Genomic DNA, 26,502 nt, shown 5'->3' on the forward strand with positions numbered 1-26,502 from the left:
CAAATACGCCCTTTTTAATTTTGCATAGGAAATGAGATGAATAACAAAACGAGTGTTTACGATAAAGAAAACTTCTTTGCGCTTTATCAAAAACTTCGATCTAATCCCATCAGTCTCAATGAAATAGTGGAAAAGCCAACGATGCTTTCCCTATTACCTGATTTACAAGGGAAAAAATTACTCGATCTAGGCTGTGGAACGGGCGGACATTTGCAACTCTATCTAGAACGCGATGCGGAGAGAGTAGTGGGAACAGATCTTTCAGTTAAAATGCTCGAACAAGCCGAAAAAGATTTACAAAAGTGCGGTCAATTTTCTGGATGTTTTTCGTTATATCCACTACCGATGGAAAAATTGTCAGAATTGCCAGAAAGTGATTTTGATGTTATTACCAGCTCTTTTGCTTTTCACTATATTGAAGATTTTCCTGCTTTATTAGCTTCTATTGCCAACAAACTTAAGCCTAATGGTACATTAGTTTTTTCCCAAGAGCATCCGATTACCACTTGCCATAAAGAAGGGGAGCGCTGGGAAAAAAATGAGAAAAAGCAGCAAGTCGCTTATCGTTTAAATCATTACCGTGATGAAGGGCTAAGAGAGCGGAATTGGTTTCAACAACCTTTTAAAACCTATCACCGTACGACGGCAACGATTATTAATGATTTAATTGCTGCAGGTTTTCAAATTGAACAAATGGCTGAACCCATGTTAGCCGAGCAGCCACAATGGCATGATGAATTTAAAGATTTGCGGCATCGTCCCCCTTTATTGTTTATTAAAGCAAGAAAAGTAATAAATTTGACAAAATAAACTGGTTTTTGACCGCACTTTATGGTATAAATCGCACCGCTGTTTTTGGGTTTCAAAAGCAGCGTTTTTAATTATTAACAACACACACATATCATTAAGGCTTAATCGGGGTGCCAAACGGTCGATTAGCTGATATGTGGAGGCTCAACCCCAACAAAAGGAAAATATTATGGCACAAGTTTCAATGCGCGACATGATCAACGCGGGCGTACACTTCGGACACCAAACTCGTTACTGGAACCCACAAATGAAACCTTTCATTTTTGGTGCTCGTAACGGTGTTCATATCATCAACTTAGAAAAAACTTTACCTTTATTCAATGAAGCTTTAGCGGAATTAACCCGTATTGCTAGCAACAACGGTAAAGTATTATTCGTTGGTACTAAACGCGCGGCTCAAGAAGCAGTACAAGCTGCAGCATTAGACTGTCAACAATATTATGTAAACCACCGTTGGTTAGGTGGTATGTTGACTAACTGGAAAACCGTTCGTCAATCAATTAAACGTTTAAAAGATTTAGAAACTCAATCTCAAGACGGTACTTTTGACAAATTAACCAAAAAAGAAGCGTTAATGCGTACCCGTGAGATGGAAAAACTTGAATTAAGCCTTGGCGGTATCAAAGATATGGGCGGCTTACCAGATGCGTTATTCGTTATCGGTGCAGACCACGAACATATCGCTGTTAAAGAAGCAAACAACCTAGGTATTCCTGTGTTTGCTATCGTTGATACTAACTCAACTCCAGCTGGCGTAGATTTCGTTATCCCTGGTAACGATGATGCGACTCGTGCTATCCAACTTTACGTTTCTGCAGCTGCAGCAGCGGTTAAAGAAGGTCGTAGTAACGAAGCTCAAGTTGCTGAAGAATTAGCAGCTGACGCAGAATAATTTAAGTTTTGCAATAAGGCGAAGCCCTTAATAATCAAACGATTAATTGGCATAGGGGCTAAAATTTAGCCCCTATATTTTTATCTAAAAGTGCGGTCAAAATGAATCGTACTTTCGACAGAGGATTTTTAAAATGGCTGAAATCACAGCATCATTAGTAAAAGAACTTCGTGAACGTACCGGTGCCGGTATGATGGAATGTAAAAAAGCATTAGTTGAAGCAAACGGTGATATCGAGTTAGCAATCGACAACATGCGTAAATCTGGTCAAGCTAAAGCAGCTAAAAAAGCAGGCCGTGTTGCAGCTGAAGGTGTTATCCTTGCTCGTGTACAAAATGGTTTCGGTGTATTAGTTGAAATGAACTGTGAAACTGACTTCGTAGCAAAAGATGCTGGCTTCTTAGGTTTAGCAAACGAAGTAGCTGATTTCGCAGCAGCACACAAAGGTACCACTATCGAAGCATTACAAGCACAATTTGAAGAAAAACGTGCTGCATTAGTGGCTAAAATCGGTGAGAACATGAACATCCGTCGTGTTGCTTACTTAGAAGGTCAAGTTATTGCTCAATACTTACACGGTGCAAAAATCGGTGTATTAGTTGCAGGTGAAGGTTCAGAAGATGAACTTAAAAAAGTGGCAATGCACGTAGCGGCATCTAAACCAGAATTCGTGAACCCAGAAGATGTACCTGCAGATGTTGTTGAACATGAGCGTCAAATTCAAATTGATATCGCAGTTAACTCTGGTAAACCAAAAGAAATCGCAGAAAAAATGGTTGAAGGCCGTATGAAGAAATTCACTGGTGAAGTTTCATTAACAGGTCAACCATTCGTCATGGATCCTTCAGTATCTGTAGGTGACTTCTTAAAATCAGTAAACACTTCAGTGTCTAACTTCATCCGTTTAGAAGTGGGTGAAGGTATCGAGAAAAAAGAAGAAGATTTCGCAGCTGAAGTTGCAAAAATCACTGGCGGTAACGCTTAATTTTCTCCATTGAGATATAAAAAAGCCGATATTGAATATCGGCTTTTTTTGTTGTCTGAAATTTTCTATTTCTTTGGACGAATATCGATGGCAGGGTCTGCATCTTTACGATATTTTTCTTCAATCAGTTTTTTCAGTCCATAGTCATCTTTGTCAGCTTGTTCAGAGAATAAATCTTCTTCTAATGTCAGCTTCGGATTTTTAATTCCAATCCAATTAGCAATACCTTCTAAGAAATTCAAACCAGATTTAAAGGCTTTGTATTCTTTACGTGTCGTATCATCAGATGAAATCTTAAAGAGCGGAATATTATGATGTAATTGGCTGTGACAGTTTTGGTTAAACAAGGTGACGCCATGTTTATCATCTTCCTGATGACATAAACCATGATCTGAAAAATAAATCATGGAGAAAGTGCGGTGTGTTTTTTGCTCGTTTTCTTTGAGCGTTTCATACACTTTCTTGATGAAATCATCGGTTTTCTTAATGGATGTAATATAGCAATTTAAGTATTCGTTCTTTTTCTCAATGTCATTGTCATTGAAAATTTTCGGGTAATCTTCAATGCGATCGCAAGCGAGCGGATGTGAACCATAAATGTGTAATACAATAAAGCGTTTACCTTGTGTTGGATCTTCTAAAACTTGGGCAAATTTAGGGATTAAATCAAAATCGCTGTAGTTTGTCGAATTAAAGCTCCCACCTTTTTTCAAGAAAATGGTTTCATCAGATTTTGATGCAAGCGAAGCGACTGGCGTATCGTATTCACCTAAGAAACCTTGATTAGACAGCCAGTAGGTTTTCAGACCTGCAGACTTAATGAGATCCACTAAGCTTAAATCATAGTTTGGTTCCCATTTTTCTTTATCAGGTAACGTTAACATTAAGCGCAATGAGGCGACAGTGTTGGTTCCGGCAGATGTCATCCCATCAATCAGTGTACCATTTGCAGATGACATAAAGGGTGTGTCATTGACGGGGTATCCATACGCATGCAAGTAGTCTTTTCGTGCACTTTCACCCAAAATAATTACATAATCTTGGTATTTAGAATTTTCTAATGTGGATTGTCCCCAGCTGCTTTCCTGTGACATTTTTTTCAATTTTTGCCATTCATTAACAATTTCTACACTCGAATCTATTGTTTCTTTTAATGGCGCAGCAATCGGTAAGTTGTAGCCAATTAACAGGGTTGCGAGGGCAATGAATGTTTTATTGCGATAAAATTTCACCCCAAATTTGACCGCACTTTTGTAATGTAAAAAGACTAAAACTGGAATAGCGAATGCTGCTAAATAGCTGCTCACAGGGATTTGCATGAGAAACTCTTTGGTCTCTAACATATCTGTTGCAAGAACCGAAGCGATATATTGGTAGCTTGGCGCACCAAAATTTAAGCCTGTCGGCGTATAAATTGCGTGTAAGCAAACTAAGGGTGATAAAATAAAATAGAAGGATTTTCGGCTACTACTTAATAAAATAATGAAAATAGCCGTGAGTAAAATCAGACTAATAGATGGCTCAGGAAACATCCCTGAACCTCGTAAAATCAAATAACCGGCAGCAATGGCACAAGCCAAAGAAAAAAGTGCGGTTAAAATTTGTGAGGTTTTTGAAATCTTCATAAAGTTTACCTATAAAATCAAAATGGCATTATTTTATCGTACTTTTCTGACCAATTTCCATTTTTAACTTTTTCGCTCTTTTGCTAGAATAAGCCAATTTTTGTAACCGACAAAGGAAAAGACAAATGAGCCAACCAATTTACAAACGTATTTTATTGAAATTAAGTGGTGAAGCATTACAAGGGGATGAGGGCTTCGGTATCGATCCTTCTATTCTTGATCGTATGGCGTTAGAGATTAAAGAATTAATTGAAATGGGCGTGGAAGTTGGTGTTGTGCTCGGTGGTGGTAACTTATTCCGTGGTGCAAAATTAGCTAAAGCCGGCATGAATCGCGTAGTGGGCGACCATATGGGGATGCTTGCAACCGTAATGAATGGCTTGGCAATGCGCGATGCGCTTCATCGTGCAGATGTGAATGCAAAATTAATGTCTGCGTTCCAATTAAATGGGATTTGTGATACCTATAACTGGTCTGAAGCCATCAAAATGTTGCGTGAAAAACGTGTAGTCATTTTCTCAGCCGGTACAGGTAGTCCATTCTTTACAACGGATTCTGCTGCATGCTTACGTGGTATCGAAATTGAAGCGGATATCGTGTTAAAAGCGACCAAAGTTGATGGCGTGTATGATTGCGACCCTGCAAAAAATCCTAATGCGAAGCTATACCATAAATTATCTTATGCAGAAGTGATTGATAAAGAATTACAAGTAATGGATTTAGCTGCGTTCACACTCGCTCGTGACCACGGTATGCCAATTCGTGTATTTAATATGTGTAAACCCGGTGCGTTACGCAAAGTGGTACTCGGTACAGAAGAAGGCACAACGATTTGTTAATTTAATAAAGTCAAAATGAAAAACGGTAGAAATGATTTCTACCGTTTTTTGTTAATTAAAATAAGTTCTTTTCCCCAGCATTAAAAATGTCATCTTGCCCATTTTTGCCTGGTTTGGCTAATTGTGGTTTATCAAAGAAGCATTGCTTATCTTGTTCATAATCGCATGGCGTAGAACATACAGGATAAATATTTGATACTTGGCAATTTGAAGCACCATCTTCTTTGCAATTTGCTAAGGCGTCATCTTTGGAACGCTGACCAAGAATCCCTAATCCGAAATAAGATGTAGGTCCATTTTTCTCTGCATGTGCGACGCTTAAACAAGCATTACTAAATCCAAATAGAAATTCGCAACGTTCACCACTTTCTTTTTCACACTGACTAATGGCTTCTTTTTTGGCATTTGCTAAATTTGAAGCAGGAACATCATTACCCCATATTCCTTGTTTTTTATTTCCTTGTCTTACTGCAACTGCAGACCAAGTACGAGGTTTTAATTCTAGTTTGCTTGTATCGTAATATCCATTACATTTGAATTCTTTATCAAGATCACCAAACCCAGTCTCAGCACGATGAGATTTAATTTTGCCATTCATATCGGTAAAAACATAAGTCCACTTATGGTTACCTGTAAAGACTTTTTCTTTTTTAGTATAAATGGTTGTGCCATAAGCATGATGGCCACGCCCTACTTCATATTCTAAAACATTGTAAAGCGGTCTAGCAAAACCGTAAATTAAGAAAGTCTCCTTTTCACTAGAGCATTGCTTAATATCATCTGGATAAAGCCCTTTGCTTTCCATAAATTCATTAACATCTTTTCCTGACCAATAAAGTGTTGTACCAAGGTGAATATAAGTGGAACAACTGCTTAAGAATCCGCAAATAGAGGTAAAAAACGCGAGCTTTAATAATGGTTTTATTGAATATTTCATATGAGACTCTTTATGTCGAATTTTTTAGTGAAAATATAATCGCTTACCTTAACGATAAGCGGTTTGTTTTATATTATGGTGCAATTACTTCTGGTTTCGGCAATATACAATCTTTCTCATGCTCCATATCGCAAGCTGTTGCACAAAGGCCTTTCATTACTTTAGCTTTATCATTGAGTACTTAGTCCATATTTTGGCAGTTAAACTCTTTATCAATGTCACCAAAGCCTGTGTCAAAACGGTTAGAAGTAATTTTGCCTTCAATGTCAGTAAATACATAATTCCATCTATATCTACCTGTAAATTGATATTCTGTTTGCGTATAAATAGTTGTACCATAAGCATGATGGCCTCGGCCTACTTCACGGTCATATGTATTGTAAATAGGTTTAGCAAAACCATAAATAAGAAATGGCTTATCTTTATCCTTACAAATCTTTTTAGTGTCAGGCCAAATCCCTTCATCTGCTATAAATTCGCTAATATCTTTACCTGACCAATATAATGTTGTACCTGGGTGAGCATAAGTTGAACAGCTAGATAACCACGCTGAAGCGCAAACTATAGCAGCAATACGGAATACGTTTTTTATGTTATAAATCATACTAAAATCCTCTGTTATTAATTGAGCGCCAAGATACTATCAAATCATGCTTTAAGCAATAGAAACTTATATTCAAAATAAAAGATTCAAAACTCCCTAAAAATCCAGTAAAATCACTGTGTTTTATCTTTATTTATTAAAAAGGACAGATGAATGATTAATGAAATCAAACAAGATGCTGAAGCTCGCATGGAAAAAAGCCTCGAAGCGTTGCGTGGGCATATTGCAAAAATCCGTACAGGCCGTGCACAACCAAGCTTATTAGATGCAATCCAAGTGGAATACTATGGTGCAGCGACACCACTTCGTCAATTAGCTAACGTTGTTGCAGAAGATGCACGTACTTTAGCGGTAACAGTATTTGACCGTTCTTTAATCAGTGCAGTAGAAAAAGCAATTTTAACGTCTGATTTAGGTTTAAACCCATCTTCAGCAGGTACAACAATTCGTGTGCCTCTTCCTCCATTAACTGAAGAACGCCGTCGTGATTTAATCAAAATCGTAAAAAGCGAAGGTGAGCAAGGTAAAGTAGCGATTCGTAACGTACGTCGTGATGCAAATGATAAAATCAAGGCATTATTAAAAGACAAAGAAATCAGCGAAAACGATCAACACAAAGCAGAAGAAATCATTCAAAAAGTGACTGATAGCTATATCAAAAAAGTGGATGAGATCTTAGCAGATAAAGAAAAAGAATTAATGGATTTCTAATTGTCGAACCATGTTTTGGGGCAGACCAAGTGTCTGCCCTTGTTCTATTCTGATAAAAAAATAAAAGCACAAAGTGCGGTCGAAATTTTATGCAAAAACAAAATCTTGTTATTTTAGGAGCAACCGGTTCTATTGGTCATAGCACCCTTTCTGTTATCGAACATAATCCTGACAAATACCATGCCTTTGCGTTAGTAGGGGGCAAAAATGTTGAGACAATGTTTAAACAATGCGTGAAATTTCAACCGCACTTTGCTGCATTAGATGATGAAAATGCAGCAAAGGTATTGCGAGAAAAATTAGCTTCACACCACATTAAAACGGAAGTCTTAGCGGGACAGAAAGCCATTTGTGAGTTGGCAGCACATCCAGATGCAGATCAAGTTATGGCAGCCATTGTTGGGGCGGCGGGATTACTACCGACTCTTTCAGCAGTAAAAGCAAGTAAGAAAGTCTTGCTTGCGAATAAAGAATCGTTGGTGACTTGTGGCCAGCTCTTTATTGATGCAGTGAAACAATCAAAAGCAAAATTATTGCCTGTTGATAGTGAGCATAACGCGATTTTTCAATCCTTACCGCCGGAGGCACAAGAAAAGGTTGGATTTTGTCCTTTGAAAGAATTAGGGGTCAGTAAAATTGTCTTAACTGGTTCTGGTGGACCTTTCCGTTATACGCCATTAAATGAGTTTGAGCATATAACTCCCGCACAAGCCGTTGCTCATCCAAACTGGTCAATGGGCAAAAAAATCTCTGTGGATTCTGCCACGATGATGAATAAAGGTTTAGAGTACATTGAAGCGCGCTGGTTATTTAATGCATCAGCAGATGAAATGGAAGTGATTATTCATCCTCAATCTATTATTCATTCAATGGTGCGTTATGTCGATGGCTCGGTCATTGCTCAAATGGGTAACCCGGATATGCGTACGCCCATTGCGGAAACCATGGCTTATCCAAATCGTACAGTCAGTGGTGTGGAACCATTAGACTTCTTTAAAATCAAAGAATTAACATTTATCGAACCTGATTTTAATCGTTATCCAAATTTAAAATTAGCGATTGATGCGTTTGCAGAAGGGCAGTATGCGACAACCGCAATGAATGCAGCAAATGAAATTGCCGTACAAGCCTTTTTAGATGGCTATATTAAATTTACGGATATTGCGAAAATTAACCAAGCATCGGTTGAGAAAATGCCATCTTCTATTATTTCAAGCATTGATGATGTATTAGCTGTAGATGAGCAAGCCCGTGAATTAGCCGATTCGCTGATTAAAAAGTTGATGTAGAATACGCAAAAGTGCGGTCATAAAATTCGAATATTTTAGAATGAAAGAACTTGATAACAATAATATTCCCGAACATGTTGCTATTATTATGGATGGCAATGGGCGTTGGGCGAAACAACAAAATAAGCTGCGTATTTTTGGCCATACAAATGGTGTGGCGGCAGTGCGCCGTGCGGTGAGTTATGCACGACAAACTGGCGTTAAATTTTTGACGTTATATGCATTTAGCAGCGAAAACTGGAATCGCCCCGAGCAAGAAGTGAGTGCATTAATGACACTTTTTATGCAAGCACTTGATCGAGAAGTTAAAAAATTACACAAAAATAATATTCGTTTAAAGATCATCGGTGATATTTCTCGTTTTAGTGAGAAATTGCAAGAGAAGATCGCAAAAGCAGAAAATTTAACGGAAAATAATACTGCACTGACTTTAAATATTGCGGCGAATTACGGTGGTTGTTGGGATATTGTTCAAGCGACTCAACAACTCGCTGAAAAAGTAAAAAATAATGAGATTTCGGTAAGTGATATTAATGAATCACTTTTCCAACAACATTTAGTGACACAAGATGAACCGCCGGTCGATTTACTAATTCGCACAAGTGGTGAGCAACGCATTAGTAATTTCTTGCTCTGGCAAATTGCATATGCGGAATTGTGTTTTTTAGATGTGCTTTGGCCAGATTTTAGTGAAAAAGATTTTAATCAGGCAATCGCCTGCTATCAACAACGTCATCGCCGTTTTGGCGGGACAGAATAAGCGGAGAACTTATGCTTAAAGAACGTGTATTATCAGCCATTGTGTTGATTGCTTTGGTATTATGTGCCTTGTTCTTATTTACCCCATTTTATTTTGCCCTAGCCTTAGGTTTTGTGGCGACGCTTGGTATTTGGGAGTGGGCTCAATTTGCTCGTTTTAAAAATCCTTTGGCGCGTCTTTGTATCGCGGCATTTTTAGGCGCATTTATCTTCCTTTGGCTTTACAACGAAGGGAATTATTTAGATGCGGGGAGAGTGTTTGAAAACTACTTACCGCTTTTATTGCTAAATTCAGTCGGTTGGTGGGCACTTGCATTAGTGTTAGTGGTGACTTATCCAAGCTCAGCGAAGTTTTGGGGTAAAAATATTCCTTTACAACTTTTATTTGCTTTTTCTACGTTGATTCCTTTTGTCGCCGCCGTCTTGCGTTTACGTTTAGATAATTATACGGCTGATCCACATCATGGCTTGTTCTTATTGCTCTATGTATTTGTATTAGTATGGGCAGCTGACTCAGGTGCATATTTCGCAGGACGCACTTTTGGTAAGCACAAACTTGCACCGAAAGTATCACCGGGGAAAACATGGCAAGGCGTATTTGGTGGCATGATCACCGCAGCGGTATTGGCATTTGTCTTTATTCATTTCTCAGGTGAAACCTTATTAGGTAGCCGTGCAATGAGCGGTTTTGTTGTGCTTTCTGTGGCAACTGTGGCTATTTCTGTATTAGGTGACTTAGCCGAAAGTATGTTTAAACGTGAATCCGGCATTAAAGATAGTAGTCAATTAATTCCTGGTCATGGTGGAATTTTAGATCGTATTGATAGCTTAACGGCAGCAGTACCATTCTTCACATACTTCTATTTCTTTGTGTTATAGGGAAAGAACATGTCGTTTTTGTGGTCGCTTGGCTCATTTATTGTTGCAATTGCCATATTGGTTGCTATACACGAATACGGCCACTTTTGGGCGGCAAGAAAGTGTGGTATTAAAGTTCATCGTTTTTCGATTGGCTTTGGTAAAGTGATTTGGCGACGCACAGATAAATTAGGCACAGAGTTTGCTATTTCGGCCATTCCACTTGGCGGTTATGTCAAAATGCTTGATGGACGAAATGAAGAAGTTCCCGCAGAATTAAAATCGCAGGCATTTGAAAGCAAATCAGTCGCGCAACGTGCTTTTGTGATTGCTGCAGGCCCTTTGGCTAATTTTATTTTTGCGATTTTGGCATATTGGGTCATTTATGCCGTTGGAATTCCGAGTGTTAAACCAGTCATTGAAAATGTCACGCCAAATTCTCCCGCTGCGATGGCTCAAATTGAACCGAATAGCCAGATTTTAGCAATTGATGGGAAGAATACACCCGATTGGGAAACCATTAATTTATTGCTCACTGATAAGTTAGGTTCTGATTCGGTTGAACTCACATTAACGCCTTTTGGTGAAGAACAACCTTATCAACGAACTATTAATCTGCAAAATTGGTCATTTGAGCCAGATAAAGAAACAGCATTTGAAACATTAGGGATCAATCCCGTTTCAAGTAAAGTAGAGATGACACTATCTAAAGTAGTGGAAAACTCACCAGCAGAAAAAGCAGGCTTGTTAATTGGCGATAAAATTTTAGCAGAAAATTCGACCGCACTTGATTGGAAAGCTTTTGTTGCACTGGTGCAACAAGGTCAACCTTTTACAATCAAGGTTGAACGCAATCAAGAAATTTTTGACAAAACCTTGCAACCGGAGAAGAATCAAGACGGTAAATGGTTTGTTGGGTTAAGTCCGACGTTCTTAAAAGTTGGCGAACAGTATCGAACTGAATTAAAATATGGTATTCTTGATGCCCTACAAAAAGGTGTGGAAAAAACAGGCCAAATTTCTTGGTTTATTGTGAAGGCAATCGGGAAATTGTTTAGTGGAGAGCTTTCATTTTCCAGTTTGGCGGGGCCAATTTCAATTGCCCAAGGTGCAGGCGCATCTTCTAACGCGGGGGTGATTTATTTCTTAAGTTTTCTCGCGTTAATCAGTGTTAATTTAGGCATAATGAATTTATTTCCGTTGCCAGTTTTAGATGGTGGACATCTCATATTTTTGGCAGCGGAAGCTATCAAAGGAAAACCTGTTTCAGAACGGGTACAAAATTTAAGTTATCGTATAGGGCTCACAATCTTGTTAATTGAAACAATTTTTGTGCTTTTTAATGATTTCTTACGTTTATAACTATTGTTTTTTATAGGATAAAGTCGATGAAAAAACTTCTAATCGCAAGTTTGTTATTCGGTACTACAACGAGTGTATTTGCGGCACCATTTGTAGCAAAAGACATTCGTGTTGACGGCGCTCAAGGAGACTTAGAACAGCAAATTCTCGCAAGCCTTCCTGTTCGTAGTGGTCAGCGTGTAACGGATAAAGATGTAGCCAATATTGTACGTTCATTATTCGTAAGTGGACAGTTTGATGATGTTAAAGCTTTCCAAGATGGCGACGCATTAGTTGTGAGCGTTATTGCGAAACCAATCATTTCTGAAGTGAATATTAAAGGCAACTCAGCCGTTCCTACGGAAGCACTGAAACAAAATCTTGATGCAAATGGATTAAAGAGCGGTGAGGTGCTAAATCGTGCGAAGTTAGAAGGGTTTGCTCAAAGCTTAAGAGAACATTATAAGAGCGTAGGTCGCTATAATGCGAAAGTTGAGCCTATCGTGACGACTTTACCCAATAACCGTGCAGAAATAACCCTTCAAATTGATGAAGATGATACAGCAAAACTTCGTTCAGTGACTTTTAATGGAAATGAAGCGATTTCTAGCAGCAAATTACAAGAACAAATGGAGCTTCAACCGGATGCTTGGTGGAAACTTTGGGGTAATAAGTTTGATGGTTCTCAGTTTGAGAAAGATATCCAAACTATCCAAGATTACTACCAAAATAATGGTTACGCAAAAGCGAAAGTGACTAAAACAGATGTTCAGTTAAATGAAGAGCATACCAAAGCAGATATCACTATTGATGTAAGTGAAGGCGAAAAATACAATTTAAGTTCTGCTCGTATTGTCGGTAACTTAGGTGGTATGGCTGATGAATTGCAACCATTATTAGGTGAACTTCACTTAAACGATACGTTCAGCCGTGCGGATGTGCAAAATGTTGAAAGCTTAATTAAAGATAAATTAGGTGAACGTGGTTACGGTAGTGCAACGGTTAATGCTGTACCAACTTTTGATGATGCGAATAAAACATTAGCATTAACCTTTGTGGTTGATGCAGGACGTCGTTTATCTGTACGTCAAGTTCGCTTTGAAGGTAATACCGTTTCTGCAGATAGTACATTACGTCAAGAAATGCGTCAGCAAGAAGGAACTTGGTATAACTCACAATTAGTTGAGTTAGGTAAAGTGCGTTTAGATAGAACAGGTTTCTTTGAGAGCGTAGAAAATCGTGTTGAACCAATCCAGGGTTCTAATGATGAAGTCGATGTCGTATATAAAGTAAGAGAACGTAATACCGGTAGCATTAACTTTGGTATCGGTTATGGTACAGAAAGTGGTATTAGCTATCAAGCTAGTGTGAAACAAGATAACTTCTTGGGAACAGGTGCGGCGGTAAGTCTAGGTGGTACACGTAATGACTACGGTACAAGTGTAAACTTGGGTTATACAGAACCATACTTTACTAAAGATGGCGTAAGTTTAGGTGGAAACGTATTCTATGAAACTTACGATAACTCGAAAAGTGATACTTCATCAACCTATAAACGTACCACTTATGGTGGTAACATGACATTAGGATTCCCAGTTAATGAGAATAACTCATATTACGTGGGATTAGGTTATACTTATAATAAAATCAGTAACTTCGCGTATGAATACAACCGTGATTTATACATGAAGTCAATGAATTTGACTGGAAACTCAATCAAAACTAATGATTTTGATTTCTCATTTGGTTGGAACTACAACAGCCTAAACCGTGGCTATTTCCCAACTAAAGGGGTGAAAGCAAGTTTAGGTGGCCGTGTCACCATTCCAGGATCTGATAATAAATATTATAAATTAAGTGCTGATCTTCAAGGTTTCTACCCATTAGATCGTGATCATCGCTGGGTATTATCTGGAAAAGCAACTGCTTCTTATGCAAATGGCTTAGGTGGTAAACGTGTACCGTTCTATCAACTTTATACGGCGGGTGGTATCGGTTCATTACGTGGTTTTGCTTATGGTGCAGTAGGTCCTAATGCGATTTATCAAGACAAATATGGCCAATGGTATCAAAGTACTGATGTCGTTGGTGGTAACGCGATGGCTACAGCAAGCGTGGAACTTATTGTTCCAACCCCATTTGTTGGAGATAAAAGCCAAAATAGCGTAAGAACCTCACTTTTCGTTGATGCAGCGAGCGTTTGGAATACAAAATGGAAATCAGATAAAGAAGGCTTAAAATCATCTCCGATTTATGCAACATTACCTGATTACAGCAAAGCAGGTCGAATCCGTGCTTCGACTGGTGTTGCTTTCCAATGGCAATCACCAATCGGACCATTGGTATTCTCTTACGCGAAACCAATCAAAAAATATGAAAATGATGATGTAGAACAATTCCAATTTAGTATTGGTGGTTCTTTCTAATAAATTGAACTTTTACGTTCTATTTAAGTCAAAATCTTCGTTCTGTGTCAGTGAGTTAGCTGACACAGAAATATTTACTAAACTAATTTAAGGAAATTCAAATATGAAAAACGTAGTAAAAGTTACCGCACTTTCTTTAGGTCTTGCACTTGCATCAGGTTTTGCTGCTGCAGATGAAAATATCGCATTCATCAATGCGGGTTACTTATTCCAAAATCACCCGGATCGTCAAGCTGTAGCAGATAAGTTAGATGCAGAATTCAAACCAATGGCGGACAAACTTGCTGCAAGTAAGAAAGAAATTGATGACAAAATCGTAGCATCTCGTAAAAAAGTAGAAGCAAAAGTGGCTGCTTTACAAAAAGATGCACCTCGTTTACGTCAAGCTGAAATTCAAAAACGCCAAGAAGAAATCACTAAATTTGGTTCAGATGAAGAAGCTGCATTAAATAAATTAATGGAAGAGCAAGATAAAAAAGTGGCAGAGTTCCAAGAGTTAAACGAAAAACGTCAAACTGAAGAGCGTGGTAAATTATTAGAAAGCATTCAAGTTGCAACGAATAACTTAGCAAAAGCAAAAGGTTATACTTATGTTTTAGATGCTAACTCTGTAGTATTTGCAGTAGATGGTAAAGATATTACTGAAGAAGTATTAAAATCTATTCCAGCAACTGAAAAAGCAGCGCCAGCAAAAACTGAAGAGAAAAAATAATAGGTTCTCATAATGCAAAAATCCTACTCTTTACAGGAATTAGCAACAAAAGTCGGCGGTACCCTTCGCGGTAACGCCGACGTTGTCGTTAATAATATTGCCGCACTATCAAAAGCAGAACCTAACCAACTGACCTTCATTTCTAATGCAAAATTTCGCCCTTTATTAGCTGAATCTAAAGCTGGTATTCTTGTCGTGTCAGAAGCGGATGTGGAATTTTGCTCACCTGAAAGTAATTTACTTATCGTAAAAGATCCTTATGTTGCTTATGCAGTATTAGCTCAATATATGGACACCACCCCAAAAGCTGCTCAAAATATCCACCCAAGTGCGGTTATTTCTGAAAAAGCTTCAATTGGTGAAAATGTATCAATTGGTGCAAATGCCGTTATTGAAGAAGGTGTTGTATTAGGCGATAACGTGATTATTGGCGCGGGTTGTTTTGTGGGTAAATTCACAAAAATTGGCGCGGGTACACAGCTTTGGGCAAACGTAAGCGTTTATCATGAAGTCGAAATTGGGCAAAATTGCTTAATTCAATCAGGTGCAGTCATCGGTAGTGATGGCTTCGGTTATGCGAATGATCGTGGCCGCTGGGTGAAAATTCCACAAGTAGGGCAAGTGATTATTGGTAATAATGTCGAAATCGGTGCTTGTACTTGTATTGACCGTGGTGCCTTAGACGCGACAGTCATTGAAGATAACGTCATCATTGATAACCTTTGTCAAATTGCCCATAACGTTCATATTGGCACAGGTACAGCGGTGGCTGGCGGTGTGATTATGGCGGGTAGCCTAAAAGTAGGTCGTTATTGTTTAATTGGCGGAGCAAGTGTGATTAATGGCCACATGGAAATCTGCGATAAAGTAACCGTGACAGGCATGGGCATGGTGATGCGCCCAATTACTGAGCCTGGCGTATATTCATCGGGCATTCCACTACAAACCAATAAAGAGTGGCGAAAAACAGCCGCACTTACCTTGGGAATTGATGGTATGAATAAACGATTGAAAGCCCTTGAGAAAAAACTTGGCTAAGATTTTAAAACGTACCTTAGGGTGCGTTTTATTTTTATACAGAAATATCGTATAATCTCAATGTTTTATTATTATTTATTTTAAAGGTATTAGACGTGTCAGAGAATCAAGTAAGTAAAGTGATTGAAGCAAAAGAAATTATGACCTTATTGCCACATCGTTATCCATTTTTATTAGTGGATCGCGTGTTGGACTACAAAGAAGGTGAATGGTTAAAAGCAATTAAAAATATCAGTGTAAACGAACCTTGCTTTACCGGCCATTTCCCGAGTGAACCGATTTTACCAGGTGTGTTAATTCTTGAAGCTTTGGCACAAGCAATGGGATTACTTGCATTTAAAACTCATGAATTAAAAGGTGGCGAATTATTCTATTTCGCAGGTATTGATGAAGCGCGTTTCAAACGCCCAGTATTACCTGGAGATCAAATGGAATTGAACGTTCAAGTGATTAAAGAACGTCGTGGTATTACAGCATTCACGGGTATTGCAACCGTAAACGGTGAAGTAGCTTGTGAAGCCAAATTAATGTGTGCTCGTCGATAATTAAAGAAAATTAAGGGGTAAGTATGATCCACCCAAGTGCAAAAATTCACCCGACCGCGCTTGTTGCTGATGGCGCAGTTATTGGCGAAGATGTTGTTATCGGTCCTTTCTGTATTATTGAAGGGAGCGTTGAGATTAAAGCACGTACTGTTTTAAATTCTCACATTGTCGTGAAAGGCGATACCGTGATTGGTGAAGATAACCAGATTTATCAATTCGCCAGCATTGGTGAAGTGAACCAAGATTTAAAATATAAGGGCGAAGCAACAAAAACCATTATTGGTAATGGAAACCGTATTCGTGAGCATGTGACGATTCACCGCGGCACTATCCAAGGTGGTGGTGTAACACGTATTGGTAATAACAATTTACTCATGGTAAACGTACATGTTGCTCATGATTGCCAAATCAAGAATAACTGTATCTTAGCAAATAACGCAACACTTGCTGGTCATGTTGAATTAGATGATTTTGTGATTGTTGGTGGTATGTCTGCGATTCACCAATTTGTGATCGTAGGGGCACATGTTATGCTAGGTGGCGGTTCTATGGTTAGCCAAGATGTGCCACCTTATGTGATGGCTCAAGGTAACCATGCTCAGCCTTTCGGTGTTAACCTGGAAGGATTAAAACGTCGTGGTTTTGATAAACCAACCATGCACGCGATTCGTAACGTCTATAAAATGATTTACCGTAGTGGTAAAACCCTCGAAGAAGTATTGCCTGAAATTGAACAGATTGCGCAAACTGAATCTGCAATTAGTTTCTTTGTGGAATTCTTCAAACGTTCTACCCGTGGCATTATTCGTTAATTAACGTTTCTTTTCTCATTAAGAGAAAATGATGAAATAACAAAGAGACCGCACTATGATTTGTTCAAAGTGCGGTTGTTTTTTAGGATAAATTTAATGATTAAAGAAAATCCGATTATTGCGATTATTGCCGGCGAGGTCTCTGGCGATATTCTTGGTGCAGGTCTCATTCAGGCGCTAAAACGCCACTATCCGCAAGCTAAATTTGTCGGGATTGGTGGCGAGCGAATGATTGCTCAAGGCTTTGAAAGCTTTTTTGATATGGAAGAGCTCTCTGTCATGGGGCTAGTAGAAGTTCTCAAACATTTGCCGCGATTGCTAAAAATTCGTCGTAGTATCATCGACCAACTCTCTGACATTAAACCTGATGTATTTATCGGTATTGATGCACCGGATTTCAATCTTACGGTTGAACTGAAATTAAAAGAAAAAGGGATTAAGACCATTCATTACGTGAGTCCATCTGTCTGGGCTTGGCGTCAAAATCGTATTTATAAAATTGCCAAAGCGACTCATCAAGTATTAGCCTTTCTTCCTTTTGAAAAAGCCTTTTATGATCGTTTTAATGTGCCTTGCCGTTTTATTGGCCATACCATGGCAGATACGATTCTATTAAAACCAAATAGAACGGAAGCTTGCCAGATCTTAGGTATTGATGAAAAAGGACGTTATCTTGCCATTTTAGTGGGGAGTAGGGGGAACGAAGTTGGGTTTCTTTCAGAACCATTTCTAAAAACCGCTTTGTTATTAAAAGAAAAATATCCAGACTTGCAGTTTTTAGTCCCTTTAGTGAATGAAAAACGTCGCCAGCAATTTGAGGAAATAAAGGCTCAGATTGCACCTGATCTCGATATGCATTTAATTGATGGTAAAGCACGCCAAGTGATGATTGCTGCCGAAGCAACTTTACTTGCTTCGGGTACCGCAGCGCTTGAGGCGATGTTGTGTAAATCGCCAATGGTAGTGGGGTATCGAATGAAACCTTTCACGCATTTCTTGGCAAAACGATTGGTCAAAACAAAATATATTTCATTGCCTAATTTGTTAGCGGATGAAATGCTTGTGCCAGAAATGATTCAAGAAGATTGCGAACCGCAAAAATTGGCAGAACAACTTTCTCAGTATTTAGGCGATGACGAAAGTGCGGTCAAATCTCGCAGTGTTTTAATTCAACGTTTTACAGCGTTGCATAAATTAATTCAATGTGATGCGGATAGCCAAGCCGCACAAGCTGTGATTGATTTATTGGAGCAAAAACATGACTGATTTTGTTTATCCTGAAGGTTATCAATTATTTGCAGGAGTGGATGAAGTTGGCCGAGGCCCTTTAGTGGGGGCAGTTGTAACGGCTGCAGTGATCTTAGATCCGAATAAGCCGATTTCTGGTTTGGCGGATTCTAAAAAGCTCAGCGAGAAAAAACGTCTTGCACTCGCAGCAGAAATTAAAGAGAAGGCCTTAGCTTGGGCAATGGGGCGAGCAGAGCCAGCCGAGATTGATGAATTGAATATTCTGCATGCCTCTATGTTAGCCATGGAGCGAGCCGTAAAAGCCTTAAAAATTCAACCGCACTTTGTGTTGGTGGATGGTAATCGAATTCCGCCTAACCTTGGTTTGCCTGCCCAAGCTGTGGTGAAAGGGGATTCACTTGTGGCTGAAATTAGCGCTGCCTCTATTTTGGCAAAAGTCGCACGGGATCAGGAAATGGAAGAATTAGATAAAAAACACCCTGAATATGCTTTTGCTCAACATAAAGGTTATCCCACTAAATTACATTTAGAAAAGTTAGCGGAGCTTGGTCCTTTACCGGAGTATCGTCGTAGTTTTTCACCCGTGAAGAAAGCATTAGGCATAGAAGAATAGTTAGAGTGGAAGGTCGTAAGATTAAAGGATAGAGAATGAATACCATTTTTGATCATGCACTTTGGGTGAGCCCATTATTTTGGACATTGATGTTGCTTGGCGTAGCCATCATTTTATTTGTGCATAATAAAATTCGTATGGATGTGGTGGCATTATTGGTGATGCTCTCTTTTTATCTAAGTGGCATTCTCAGTATCCAAGAGATCTTAGTTGGCTTTAGCGATCCTAATATTATCCTGATTGCTTTACTCTTCATTGTGGGGGAAAGTTTGGTTCGGACAGGAATTGCTTATCGTGTGAGTGACGGCATCTTGAAAGTTGCGGGAAATAGTGAAGCTAAAGTGCTTATTTTACTGATGCTTTCAGTGGCTGGATTAGGTGCATTTATGAGTTCTACTGGCGTGGTTGCAGTGTTTATCCCTGTTGTGATGATGATTTGCCGTCAAATGAATATTTCCCCAAAACGATTAATGATGCCATTAAGCGTAGCGGGATTAATCAGTGGGATGATGACGTTAATCGCGACAGCCCCTAACCTTGTGGTGAATGCGGAATTAGTGAAAGATACGAATCTTCGTCTTGAGTTTTTTGATTTCACACCAATCGGATTGTTGATCTTAGTGCTAGGCATGGGTTATATGCTTATTGCCCGTCGATGGCTTTCTGATAATAACGATGAAAGCAATCAAGATACCCTGCAAAGCTCTATGAATGAGCTAATTAATGAATATGGTTTGAAAGATCGTACCAAACGTTTGGTGGTGAAAAGCACTTCTCCTTTCGTAGGTAAAACCTTAGATCAGCTTCATTTGCGTTCTAGCTATCAACTAAATGTGTTGGCGATTGAGCGTTGGAAGCATTTCCGTCCAAGTTACATTATGCCTCTTGGCACATCAGAGATAAAAGCAAAAGATATTCTCATGGTGGATTTGGAACGCTGTGATTTTAATTTCGATATGTTTTGCCAAGAGTTTCATTTAGAACCTGCCGAAATCAAATCACAATCGTTTGATCAGCAGGCACGTTCCATTGGAATGGCTGAGTTAATTATTGTGCCAAACTCAGCCTGTATTGGTAAAACGACTGCTGAGTTACAATTCCGTACTAAATATGGGTTGAATGTAGTTGGGATTAAGCGAGATGGGGTAGTGGTGAGTGATGCCTTTAAAGAAAAATATCGCTCAGGTGATTTGCTTTTAGTGATTGGCGATTGGCGTCTTATTCAAGCGATGCGTGATCGTCGGAAAGATTTCCTTGTATTGAATTATCCGAAAGAAATGGCGCGTGCCGTACCAGCTCAACGTCAAGCACCACTAGCCTTACTATCCATTTTAACTATGGTGGTATTAATGGTTTCAGGCATCGTGCCGAATGTTGTAGCGGCTTTAATTGGCTGTTTAATGCTAGCTTATTTCCGCTGTGTTGATGCGAAAAGTGCTTATGACTCCATTCAATGGCCGAGCCTTATTCTGATTATCGGAATGATGCCATTTTCAACCGCACTTCAAAAAACAGGTGGAGTTGAGTTTGCAGTGAAATGGCTGACTCAAATCATTGATGGATGGGGAATGTATCCTGTATTGATTGTGCTCTTTATTTTTTGTGCATTAGTCGGATTGTTTATATCGAATACTGCCACTGCAATTTTGATGGCACCTATTGCGATTTCTCTCGCAACCCAGCTTAATGTGTCTCCAGTGCCATTTGCAATGGTCGTGGCGATTGCGGCTTCAGCTGCATTTATGACTCCAGTATCTTCTCCGGTGAATACCATGGTAGTGGGACCTGGTGGCTATAAATTTGCTGACTTTATTAAAATTGGCGTGCCTTTTACCTTAATTGTTATGTTGGTAACTGTTTTTATTGTGCCAACACTATTTCCATTTTAAATGAAAAGAGCGGTCAGTTTTGAGGTTAAATTTTTACTGCTGTCGTAATTTATAAAGCATTTGCATTATGTATTTGGAATAGAAAATGAATATTTATTGCCTTGTCTTTGATGACTATGAAACGTTAGATTTAATGGGTTCTGTTGAGTTTTTAGCAAGAGTCCCTAATGTTAAGCTTCACTATGTATCCCAAGTTGGTGGATTAATTCGTAGTAAGCAAGGATTTTATATTGAAACAGAAAAGCTAGAACATTTATTACCTCATAGTGTGTTATTGGTTGTTGGTGGACAGGGAACTCGTCAGTTAGTAAACGATGAACAATTTATTAATCAGCTTGGTAAATGGATTGATGAGTCAGAGATTTGTCTCAGTGTTTGTACAGGTTCAGCATTATTGGCTTGTACGGGGCGATTAGATAGTTTAAAAGCGACTTCTAATAAAAAATCTTTTGAATGGGTAAAACAATGTCGCCCAGCTGTAAAATGGCAGCCCGTTGCAAGATGGGTGAAAGATGGCAAGTTTTACACTTCATCAGGCGTTTCTGCTGGTATGGATATGGCGCTTGGGTTTATTGCTGATTATTATGGCAGTGACTTGGCTCAAGACATTGCTAACCACACCGAATATCATTGGCAAAGTGAGCCTAGCCTTGATGATTTTGCTGGAATATACAGATAATAAGTAAAAGATTAAATTTTCTTTAATCTAAAAAAAGAGCGGTCAAAAATACAAAGAGTTTTGACCGTTATTTATATTAAAATTCCTGATGAATTTACTATACTATTGTTTTGTTTTTTGTTATGCTACCTTGTATCATCCTGGATGATAAATAGTGATTATCTTTTATTTTTAACCGCTTAGTCGAGGAATTCCTTTATGAGAAAAGTAACGCTTTCTGCACTAGCTATAGCACTTGCTATGGGATTATCTGCTTGTTCATCGAGCCAAGAAGAGAGTTATGACCCATCTTCTAATAATGTTTCAACTTTCCAACCGAATAAATCTTCATCAGAGAATAATTCGGCAAACCAATCTTCATCAGAAAATGATTCAGCAAATCAAACAAACGAATCAAATAACCAAAACCAATCAACCCAACCTCACTTGACAATAATTGAAAGAGGACCGGCAAGTAAAGGGCACCCATCAACAGCAAAAGATAATGCGATTCCAACAACCGGTAAATTTAATGGAATTGCTTATGAATTTAGCAGCCGTTATGACAGTGACAAAATTGCGAATCCAAAAGTACATCAATTATCAACGGATAATATCTACGTGTTAAACGTTAATGGTAAACGCATTGATATTGCACCAGAGGGTGTAAATCCAGCGTATACTTATGTGGATAAGGATGGAGAAATTCATTTAAGTACAGGGGCTTTTGTTAATGGTGTCGTTTTCCAAGACAGTATGCAAAATGGGATTTATCAAAACCAAAAAGATGGAAAAACCTACGTTTATATCCAAGGTGAACTTACTCCGACAGATAATATTCCGAAAACCGGCAAAGTGCGTTATCTTGGCATAAGTAGCTACCATGTGAATAATGATACACTACGTGAAGGTGCTCTTGATAATCTTTATGGCGCGCCTCCAAGATTTGGTATTGTAGGTGTTGATATGACGGCAAATTTTGAAGATAAAACGGTTGCTGGCCACCTAGTTCATGCCAGTGCAGCGAAGAATGATAATGTACTCGCTGAATTAGAGGGAACTATCTCTGGAAACCAATTCAGTGGTACAAAAAATGATACAAAACTGCAAGGCGCATTCTTTGGTGAAAATGCTAATGAAATGGGTGGCGTTTATATCAATGAGAAAGAAGGTTTTAGTGGTGCATTTAGTGCGAGACATGAATGGTAGTTAAGTGTCGTTAATCATGTTTTAATGAATGTTAATAAAAAAGAGCGGTCAAAATTGACCGCTCTTTTTATACCTCAGCGAGATTATTTATTTAATTTCGCTTTGTAAGTTGGGTTCATTAAGTTTTCTACAGAAAGGATATCATCCAATTGTTCTGCTGTTAATAAACCTTTTTCTAATACGACTTCACGCACGCCTTTACCGGTTTGAGCACAGATTTTACCCACTAAGTCGCCATTGTGGTGGCCGATAAATGGATTTAAGTAAGTCACGATACCGATTGAGTTAAATACATAGTTTTCACAAATTTCTTTGTTTACAGTAATACCGTCTACACATTTATCGCGTAAGTTCACGCAAGCATTGGTTAAGATGTCGATAGATTCAAACATTGCTTGACCAATCACTGGCTCCATTACGTTTAATTGTAATTGACCCGCTTCAGATGCGAAAGTAACGGTAGTATCGTTACCAATTACTTTAAAGCATACTTGGTTCACCACCTCTGGAATAACTGGGTTTACTTTTGCAGGCATGATAGAAGAACCTGCTTGTAATTCAGGTAAGTTAATTTCTTTAATACCTGCACGTGGACCAGAAGAGAGTAAACGTAAGTCGTTACATACTTTAGATAGTTTTACTGCGGTACGTTTTAATGCACCATGAACCATGACATAAGCACCACAGTCAGATGTTGCTTCGATTAAGTTTTCAGCTGGTACGCAAGGTAATCCAGTTACCTCGGCAAGGTGTTTTACTACTAATTCTGTATAACCTTGTGGTGTATTTAAACCAGTACCGATTGCTGTTGCACCAAGGTTGACTTCAAGGAGTAATCCAGCGGTACGTTTTAAGTTACGTACTTCTTCTTCAAGTAATACGGCAAAGGCTTTAAACTCTTGACCAACGGTCATAGGTACAGCATCTTGTAATTGGGTACGGCCCATTTTTAAAATTTTAGCAAATTCTTTTGCTTTATTATCGAAACCATCATGTAAGTATTGGATTTTGTCGATAAGTTTTAAAATGCTGTTATATACCGCAATACGGAAACCGGTAGGATACGCATCGTTGGTAGATTGGCTAGCGTTCACGTGGTCCATTGGGTTAATAACATCATATTCACCTTTTTTATGACCAATTTTTTCAAGCGCGAGGTTAGCAACGACTTCGTTGGTATTCATATTGACAGAAGTACCCGCACCACCTTGATATACATCAGATGGGAATTGATCTAAGCATTTCCCCGTGGTAAGAATTTCATCACAAGCTGCTACAATCGCTTTTGCAATATCACTTGGAATAGCACCTAATTCACCATTCGCTAGGGCAGTCGCTTTTTTAACCATTACCATGCCGCGAACAAATTCCGGTACATCAGAAATGGTTACATTAGAAATATTGAAGTTTTCAACCGCTCTTAAGGTATGGATACCCCAGTATGCATCTGCTGGTACATCGCGTTCACCTAATAAATCCACTTCTTTTCTGTATTGAGTCATTTTAATCACCTTTCCTGGTTGTTAATTAATTTGAGTTAATTATAGGAATTTAAATAGAAAATAAATTTGACGTGGATCACATTTCAAATAAGACGTATAAGAGATATTTTCATTTCTCGCATAAATTTTTTTAGGGTGAAATTTTTTTATTTATCCCCTTGAAACCGAAAAAGTTATCCCCACATTTAAAACACTTTATTTTAATAAGAAGGAAATTAATCATGAATATTCGTCCTTTACACGATCGTGTAATCATTAAACGTGAAGAAGTAGAAACTCGTTCAGCTGGCGGTATCGTATTAACCGGTTCAGCGGCGACTAAATCAACCCGTGCGAAAGTATTGGCAGTGGGTAAAGGTCGTATTTTGGAAAATGGTACCGTTCAACCTTTAGATGTAAAAGTTGGCGATACAGTCATTTTCAATGATGGTTATGGTGTGAAAAGTGAAAAAATCGATGGTGAAGAAGTGTTAATCATTTCTGAAAACGATATTTTGGCGATTGTGGAATAATTTAAATTAAGGAAAAAAGAAAATGGCAGCAAAAGACGTAAAATTTGGTAACGATGCACGCGTAAAAATGCTTAAAGGCGTGAATGTATTAGCCGATGCAGTAAAAGTGACCCTTGGCCCTAAAGGTCGTAATGTCATTTTAGATAAATCATTTGGCGCACCAACCATCACTAAAGATGGTGTATCTGTCGCACGTGAAATTGAACTAGAAGATAAATTTGAAAACATGGGTGCACAAATGGTGAAAGAGGTTGCCTCTAAAGCCAATGATGCAGCAGGTGACGGTACAACGACAGCAACAGTTCTTGCTCAAGCTATCGTAAATGAAGGCTTAAAGGCTGTGGCTGCGGGTATGAATCCAATGGATTTAAAACGTGGTATCGATAAAGCAGTAAGTGCGGTTGTTTCTGAGCTTAAAAATTTATCTAAACCTTGCGAAACCTCTAAAGAAATTGAGCAAGTAGGGACAATTTCTGCGAACTCAGACAGCATTGTGGGTCAATTAATTGCTCAAGCAATGGAAAAAGTGGGTAAAGAAGGCGTGATTACTGTAGAAGATGGTACGGGTCTTGACGATGAATTAGCAGTTGTTGAAGGGATGCAATTCGATCGTGGTTACTTATCACCTTACTTCATCAACAAACCAGAAACGGCAACTGTTGAATTAGATAACCCGTACATTCTTTTAGTAGATAAAAAAGTATCAAACATTCGCGAATTACTTCCAGTATTAGAAGGTGTCGCGAAAGCGGGCAAACCATTATTAATTATCGCTGAAGATATCGAAGGTGAAGCACTTGCAACTTTAGTCGTGAACACCATGCGCGGTATCGTAAAAGTGGCAGCAGTAAAAGCGCCAGGCTTTGGTGATCGTCGTAAAGCAATGTTACAAGATATTGCGATCTTAACTGCAGGTACTGTGATTTCTGAAGAAATCGGTATGGAACTTGAAAAAGCGACATTAGAAGATTTAGGTCAAGCAAAACGTGTTGTCATCAACAAAGACAATACCACGATTATCGATGGTGTGGGTGATGAAGCACAAATCAAAGGTCGCGTAGCGCAAATTCGTCAGCAAATCGAAGAATCAACGTCTGATTATGACAAAGAAAAACTTCAAGAGCGTGTGGCTAAACTTGCCGGCGGTGTCGCTGTAATCAAAGTTGGTGCAGCAACTGAAGTTGAAATGAAAGAGAAAAAAGATCGTGTGGATGATGCATTACACGCAACTCGTGCAGCAGTTGAAGAAGGTATCGTTGCTGGTGGTGGTGTTGCATTAGTTCGTGCTGCAACCAAAGTCGCGGCAACCTTAAAAGGTGATAACGAAGAACAAGATGTAGGTATCAAACTTGCATTACGTGCAATGGAAGCGCCACTTCGTCAAATCGTCACTAACGCGGGTGAAGAGGCATCTGTTGTGGCAAGTGCGGTTAAAAATGGCGAAGGTAACTTTGGTTATAACGCAGGTACTGAACAGTATGGCGATATGATCGAAATGGGTATTCTAGATCCAACTAAAGTAACTCGTTCAGCGTTACAATTCGCGGCTTCTGTAGCGGGCTTAATGATCACTACAGAATGTATGGTGACCGATCTTCCAAAAGATGATAAAGCCGATTTAGGTGCTGCTGGAATGGGCGGTATGGGAGGCATGGGCGGAATGATGTAATTCCCCTTTGCAAAAGAAA

General features: G+C 38.9%; 25 protein-coding genes. 21 read left to right on the forward strand and 4 right to left on the reverse strand.

Going from position 1 to position 26,502, the window contains the following annotated elements; genetic code table 11:
- The first annotated feature begins 36 nt into the window (after nucleotides 1-36).
- From INP94_RS05010 to tsf, 3 genes are all read left to right on the forward strand, one after another.
- Nucleotides 37-810 carry a class I SAM-dependent methyltransferase gene (locus INP94_RS05010; protein WP_070583016.1) on the forward strand — a complete coding sequence of 258 codons (774 nt, stop codon included), beginning with the start codon at nucleotides 37-39 and terminating at the stop codon, nucleotides 808-810.
- A gap of 169 nt (nucleotides 811-979) precedes the next feature.
- Nucleotides 980-1,702, forward strand: coding sequence for a 30S ribosomal protein S2 (gene rpsB, locus INP94_RS05015; protein ID WP_197544212.1), 723 nt, complete (start codon nucleotides 980-982; stop codon nucleotides 1,700-1,702).
- A gap of 133 nt (nucleotides 1,703-1,835) precedes the next feature.
- The gene (tsf, locus tag INP94_RS05020; RefSeq protein WP_005699805.1) at nucleotides 1,836-2,687 is read left to right on the forward strand and encodes a translation elongation factor Ts; all 852 of its coding nucleotides are present in this window, start codon (nucleotides 1,836-1,838) and stop codon (nucleotides 2,685-2,687) included.
- Between the two features lie 65 nt (nucleotides 2,688-2,752).
- Here tsf and INP94_RS05025 read toward each other — a convergent pair whose 3' ends face one another.
- Nucleotides 2,753-4,312, reverse strand: a complete 1,560-nt coding sequence (locus INP94_RS05025; RefSeq protein ID WP_197544213.1) for a phosphoethanolamine transferase — start codon at nucleotides 4,310-4,312, stop codon at nucleotides 2,753-2,755.
- Between the two features lie 125 nt (nucleotides 4,313-4,437).
- On the opposite strand from INP94_RS05025, the gene pyrH reads away from it, so the two are divergent.
- Complete coding sequence (gene pyrH, locus INP94_RS05030) at nucleotides 4,438-5,151, forward strand: UMP kinase (protein WP_197544214.1); 714 nt, start codon at nucleotides 4,438-4,440, stop codon at nucleotides 5,149-5,151.
- Between the two features lie 55 nt (nucleotides 5,152-5,206).
- Here pyrH and INP94_RS05035 read toward each other — a convergent pair whose 3' ends face one another.
- Both INP94_RS05035 and INP94_RS05040 read right to left on the reverse strand, forming a co-directional pair.
- The gene (locus INP94_RS05035) at nucleotides 5,207-6,088 is read right to left on the reverse strand and encodes a DUF4189 domain-containing protein (RefSeq protein WP_197544215.1); all 882 of its coding nucleotides are present in this window, start codon (nucleotides 6,086-6,088) and stop codon (nucleotides 5,207-5,209) included.
- 181 nt (nucleotides 6,089-6,269) lie between these two features.
- Entirely contained in the window at nucleotides 6,270-6,692 is a 423-nt protein-coding gene (locus tag INP94_RS05040; protein ID WP_232087417.1) for a hypothetical protein, read from the reverse strand.
- A 153-nt stretch (nucleotides 6,693-6,845) separates the two neighbouring features.
- Between INP94_RS05040 and frr the strand changes: the two genes are divergently transcribed.
- The 15 genes from frr to INP94_RS05115 all read left to right on the forward strand — a co-directional run bounded on the left by frr (nucleotide 6,846) and on the right by INP94_RS05115 (nucleotide 22,800).
- Nucleotides 6,846-7,403 carry a ribosome recycling factor gene (gene frr, locus INP94_RS05045; protein WP_005696784.1) on the forward strand — a complete coding sequence of 186 codons (558 nt, stop codon included), beginning with the start codon at nucleotides 6,846-6,848 and terminating at the stop codon, nucleotides 7,401-7,403.
- Between the two features lie 89 nt (nucleotides 7,404-7,492).
- Entirely contained in the window at nucleotides 7,493-8,692 is a 1,200-nt protein-coding gene (gene ispC / locus INP94_RS05050) for a 1-deoxy-D-xylulose-5-phosphate reductoisomerase (protein WP_197544216.1), read from the forward strand.
- Between the two features lie 40 nt (nucleotides 8,693-8,732).
- Nucleotides 8,733-9,452: a polyprenyl diphosphate synthase gene (gene uppS / locus INP94_RS05055; RefSeq protein WP_005698715.1), complete on the forward strand. Its 720-nt coding sequence runs from the start codon at nucleotides 8,733-8,735 to the stop codon at nucleotides 9,450-9,452.
- A gap of 11 nt (nucleotides 9,453-9,463) precedes the next feature.
- Nucleotides 9,464-10,330, forward strand: coding sequence for a phosphatidate cytidylyltransferase (locus tag INP94_RS05060; RefSeq protein WP_197544217.1), 867 nt, complete (start codon nucleotides 9,464-9,466; stop codon nucleotides 10,328-10,330).
- Nucleotides 10,331-10,339: 9 nt separating this feature from the next.
- Nucleotides 10,340-11,671, forward strand: coding sequence for a sigma E protease regulator RseP (gene rseP, locus INP94_RS05065; RefSeq protein WP_197544218.1), 1,332 nt, complete (start codon nucleotides 10,340-10,342; stop codon nucleotides 11,669-11,671).
- 26 nt (nucleotides 11,672-11,697) lie between these two features.
- A complete protein-coding gene (gene bamA / locus INP94_RS05070) occupies nucleotides 11,698-14,076 on the forward strand; it encodes an outer membrane protein assembly factor BamA (protein WP_197544219.1) in 2,379 nt (792 codons plus the stop codon).
- Between the two features lie 103 nt (nucleotides 14,077-14,179).
- Nucleotides 14,180-14,788 carry an OmpH/Skp family outer membrane protein gene (locus INP94_RS05075; protein WP_049370886.1) on the forward strand — a complete coding sequence of 203 codons (609 nt, stop codon included), beginning with the start codon at nucleotides 14,180-14,182 and terminating at the stop codon, nucleotides 14,786-14,788.
- A 12-nt stretch (nucleotides 14,789-14,800) separates the two neighbouring features.
- On the forward strand, nucleotides 14,801-15,826 hold the full coding sequence (lpxD, locus tag INP94_RS05080) for a UDP-3-O-(3-hydroxymyristoyl)glucosamine N-acyltransferase (protein ID WP_197544220.1): 1,026 nt from the start codon (nucleotides 14,801-14,803) through the stop codon (nucleotides 15,824-15,826).
- 140 nt (nucleotides 15,827-15,966) lie between these two features.
- A complete protein-coding gene (gene fabZ / locus INP94_RS05085) occupies nucleotides 15,967-16,371 on the forward strand; it encodes a 3-hydroxyacyl-ACP dehydratase FabZ (RefSeq protein WP_049363477.1) in 405 nt (134 codons plus the stop codon).
- Between the two features lie 23 nt (nucleotides 16,372-16,394).
- On the forward strand, nucleotides 16,395-17,183 hold the full coding sequence (gene lpxA, locus INP94_RS05090; protein ID WP_049363211.1) for an acyl-ACP--UDP-N-acetylglucosamine O-acyltransferase: 789 nt from the start codon (nucleotides 16,395-16,397) through the stop codon (nucleotides 17,181-17,183).
- A gap of 96 nt (nucleotides 17,184-17,279) precedes the next feature.
- Entirely contained in the window at nucleotides 17,280-18,449 is a 1,170-nt protein-coding gene (lpxB, locus tag INP94_RS05095) for a lipid-A-disaccharide synthase (protein ID WP_197544221.1), read from the forward strand.
- Nucleotides 18,442-19,044, forward strand: a complete 603-nt coding sequence (gene rnhB / locus INP94_RS05100; protein WP_197544222.1) for a ribonuclease HII — start codon at nucleotides 18,442-18,444, stop codon at nucleotides 19,042-19,044. Before lpxB ends, rnhB begins: the two co-directional genes overlap by 8 nt.
- 35 nt (nucleotides 19,045-19,079) lie before the next feature.
- Nucleotides 19,080-20,933 carry an SLC13 family permease gene (locus tag INP94_RS05105; protein WP_197544223.1) on the forward strand — a complete coding sequence of 618 codons (1,854 nt, stop codon included), beginning with the start codon at nucleotides 19,080-19,082 and terminating at the stop codon, nucleotides 20,931-20,933.
- Nucleotides 20,934-21,018: 85 nt separating this feature from the next.
- Nucleotides 21,019-21,612 (forward strand): DJ-1/PfpI family protein, encoded by a 594-nt coding sequence (locus INP94_RS05110; RefSeq protein ID WP_178163514.1) that lies wholly within the window; start codon nucleotides 21,019-21,021, stop codon nucleotides 21,610-21,612.
- Between the two features lie 198 nt (nucleotides 21,613-21,810).
- Nucleotides 21,811-22,800 carry a transferrin-binding protein-like solute binding protein gene (locus INP94_RS05115; protein WP_178163516.1) on the forward strand — a complete coding sequence of 330 codons (990 nt, stop codon included), beginning with the start codon at nucleotides 21,811-21,813 and terminating at the stop codon, nucleotides 22,798-22,800.
- Nucleotides 22,801-22,883: 83 nt separating this feature from the next.
- On the opposite strand, the gene aspA is transcribed toward INP94_RS05115, so the two are convergent.
- Nucleotides 22,884-24,302, reverse strand: a complete 1,419-nt coding sequence (gene aspA, locus INP94_RS05120; protein WP_070591602.1) for an aspartate ammonia-lyase — start codon at nucleotides 24,300-24,302, stop codon at nucleotides 22,884-22,886.
- Between the two features lie 221 nt (nucleotides 24,303-24,523).
- On the opposite strand from aspA, the gene INP94_RS05125 reads away from it, so the two are divergent.
- On the forward strand, nucleotides 24,524-24,814 hold the full coding sequence (locus INP94_RS05125; protein ID WP_005629492.1) for a co-chaperone GroES: 291 nt from the start codon (nucleotides 24,524-24,526) through the stop codon (nucleotides 24,812-24,814).
- A gap of 22 nt (nucleotides 24,815-24,836) precedes the next feature.
- Nucleotides 24,837-26,483 carry a chaperonin GroEL gene (groL, locus tag INP94_RS05130; RefSeq protein WP_005696764.1) on the forward strand — a complete coding sequence of 549 codons (1,647 nt, stop codon included), beginning with the start codon at nucleotides 24,837-24,839 and terminating at the stop codon, nucleotides 26,481-26,483.
- The last annotated feature ends 19 nt before the right edge of the window (nucleotides 26,484-26,502 follow it).

It is taken from the genome of Haemophilus parainfluenzae (assembly GCF_014931395.1).
In the GTDB taxonomy this organism is placed as follows: Bacteria; Pseudomonadota; Gammaproteobacteria; order Enterobacterales; family Pasteurellaceae; genus Haemophilus_D.

Bases quoted from the DNA above. Each gene is read 5' to 3' on its own strand.
- INP94_RS05010 (WP_070583016.1), top strand. From the start codon at position 37: ATGAATAACAAAACGAGTGTTTACGATAAAGAAAACTTCTTTGCGCTT.
- rpsB (WP_197544212.1), top strand. From the start codon at position 980: ATGGCACAAGTTTCAATGCGCGACATGATCAACGCGGGCGTACACTTC.
- tsf (WP_005699805.1), top strand. From the start codon at position 1,836: ATGGCTGAAATCACAGCATCATTAGTAAAAGAACTTCGTGAACGTACC.
- INP94_RS05025 (WP_197544213.1), bottom strand. From the start codon at position 4,312: ATGAAGATTTCAAAAACCTCACAAATTTTAACCGCACTTTTTTCTTTG.
- pyrH (WP_197544214.1), top strand. From the start codon at position 4,438: ATGAGCCAACCAATTTACAAACGTATTTTATTGAAATTAAGTGGTGAA.
- INP94_RS05035 (WP_197544215.1), bottom strand. From the start codon at position 6,088: ATGAAATATTCAATAAAACCATTATTAAAGCTCGCGTTTTTTACCTCT.
- INP94_RS05040 (WP_232087417.1), bottom strand. From the start codon at position 6,692: ATGATTTATAACATAAAAAACGTATTCCGTATTGCTGCTATAGTTTGC.
- frr (WP_005696784.1), top strand. From the start codon at position 6,846: ATGATTAATGAAATCAAACAAGATGCTGAAGCTCGCATGGAAAAAAGC.
- ispC (WP_197544216.1), top strand. From the start codon at position 7,493: ATGCAAAAACAAAATCTTGTTATTTTAGGAGCAACCGGTTCTATTGGT.
- uppS (WP_005698715.1), top strand. From the start codon at position 8,733: ATGAAAGAACTTGATAACAATAATATTCCCGAACATGTTGCTATTATT.
- INP94_RS05060 (WP_197544217.1), top strand. From the start codon at position 9,464: ATGCTTAAAGAACGTGTATTATCAGCCATTGTGTTGATTGCTTTGGTA.
- rseP (WP_197544218.1), top strand. From the start codon at position 10,340: ATGTCGTTTTTGTGGTCGCTTGGCTCATTTATTGTTGCAATTGCCATA.
- bamA (WP_197544219.1), top strand. From the start codon at position 11,698: ATGAAAAAACTTCTAATCGCAAGTTTGTTATTCGGTACTACAACGAGT.
- INP94_RS05075 (WP_049370886.1), top strand. From the start codon at position 14,180: ATGAAAAACGTAGTAAAAGTTACCGCACTTTCTTTAGGTCTTGCACTT.
- lpxD (WP_197544220.1), top strand. From the start codon at position 14,801: ATGCAAAAATCCTACTCTTTACAGGAATTAGCAACAAAAGTCGGCGGT.
- fabZ (WP_049363477.1), top strand. From the start codon at position 15,967: ATGACCTTATTGCCACATCGTTATCCATTTTTATTAGTGGATCGCGTG.
- lpxA (WP_049363211.1), top strand. From the start codon at position 16,395: ATGATCCACCCAAGTGCAAAAATTCACCCGACCGCGCTTGTTGCTGAT.
- lpxB (WP_197544221.1), top strand. From the start codon at position 17,280: ATGATTAAAGAAAATCCGATTATTGCGATTATTGCCGGCGAGGTCTCT.
- rnhB (WP_197544222.1), top strand. From the start codon at position 18,442: ATGACTGATTTTGTTTATCCTGAAGGTTATCAATTATTTGCAGGAGTG.
- INP94_RS05105 (WP_197544223.1), top strand. From the start codon at position 19,080: ATGAATACCATTTTTGATCATGCACTTTGGGTGAGCCCATTATTTTGG.
- INP94_RS05110 (WP_178163514.1), top strand. From the start codon at position 21,019: ATGAATATTTATTGCCTTGTCTTTGATGACTATGAAACGTTAGATTTA.
- INP94_RS05115 (WP_178163516.1), top strand. From the start codon at position 21,811: ATGAGAAAAGTAACGCTTTCTGCACTAGCTATAGCACTTGCTATGGGA.
- aspA (WP_070591602.1), bottom strand. From the start codon at position 24,302: ATGACTCAATACAGAAAAGAAGTGGATTTATTAGGTGAACGCGATGTA.
- INP94_RS05125 (WP_005629492.1), top strand. From the start codon at position 24,524: ATGAATATTCGTCCTTTACACGATCGTGTAATCATTAAACGTGAAGAA.
- groL (WP_005696764.1), top strand. From the start codon at position 24,837: ATGGCAGCAAAAGACGTAAAATTTGGTAACGATGCACGCGTAAAAATG.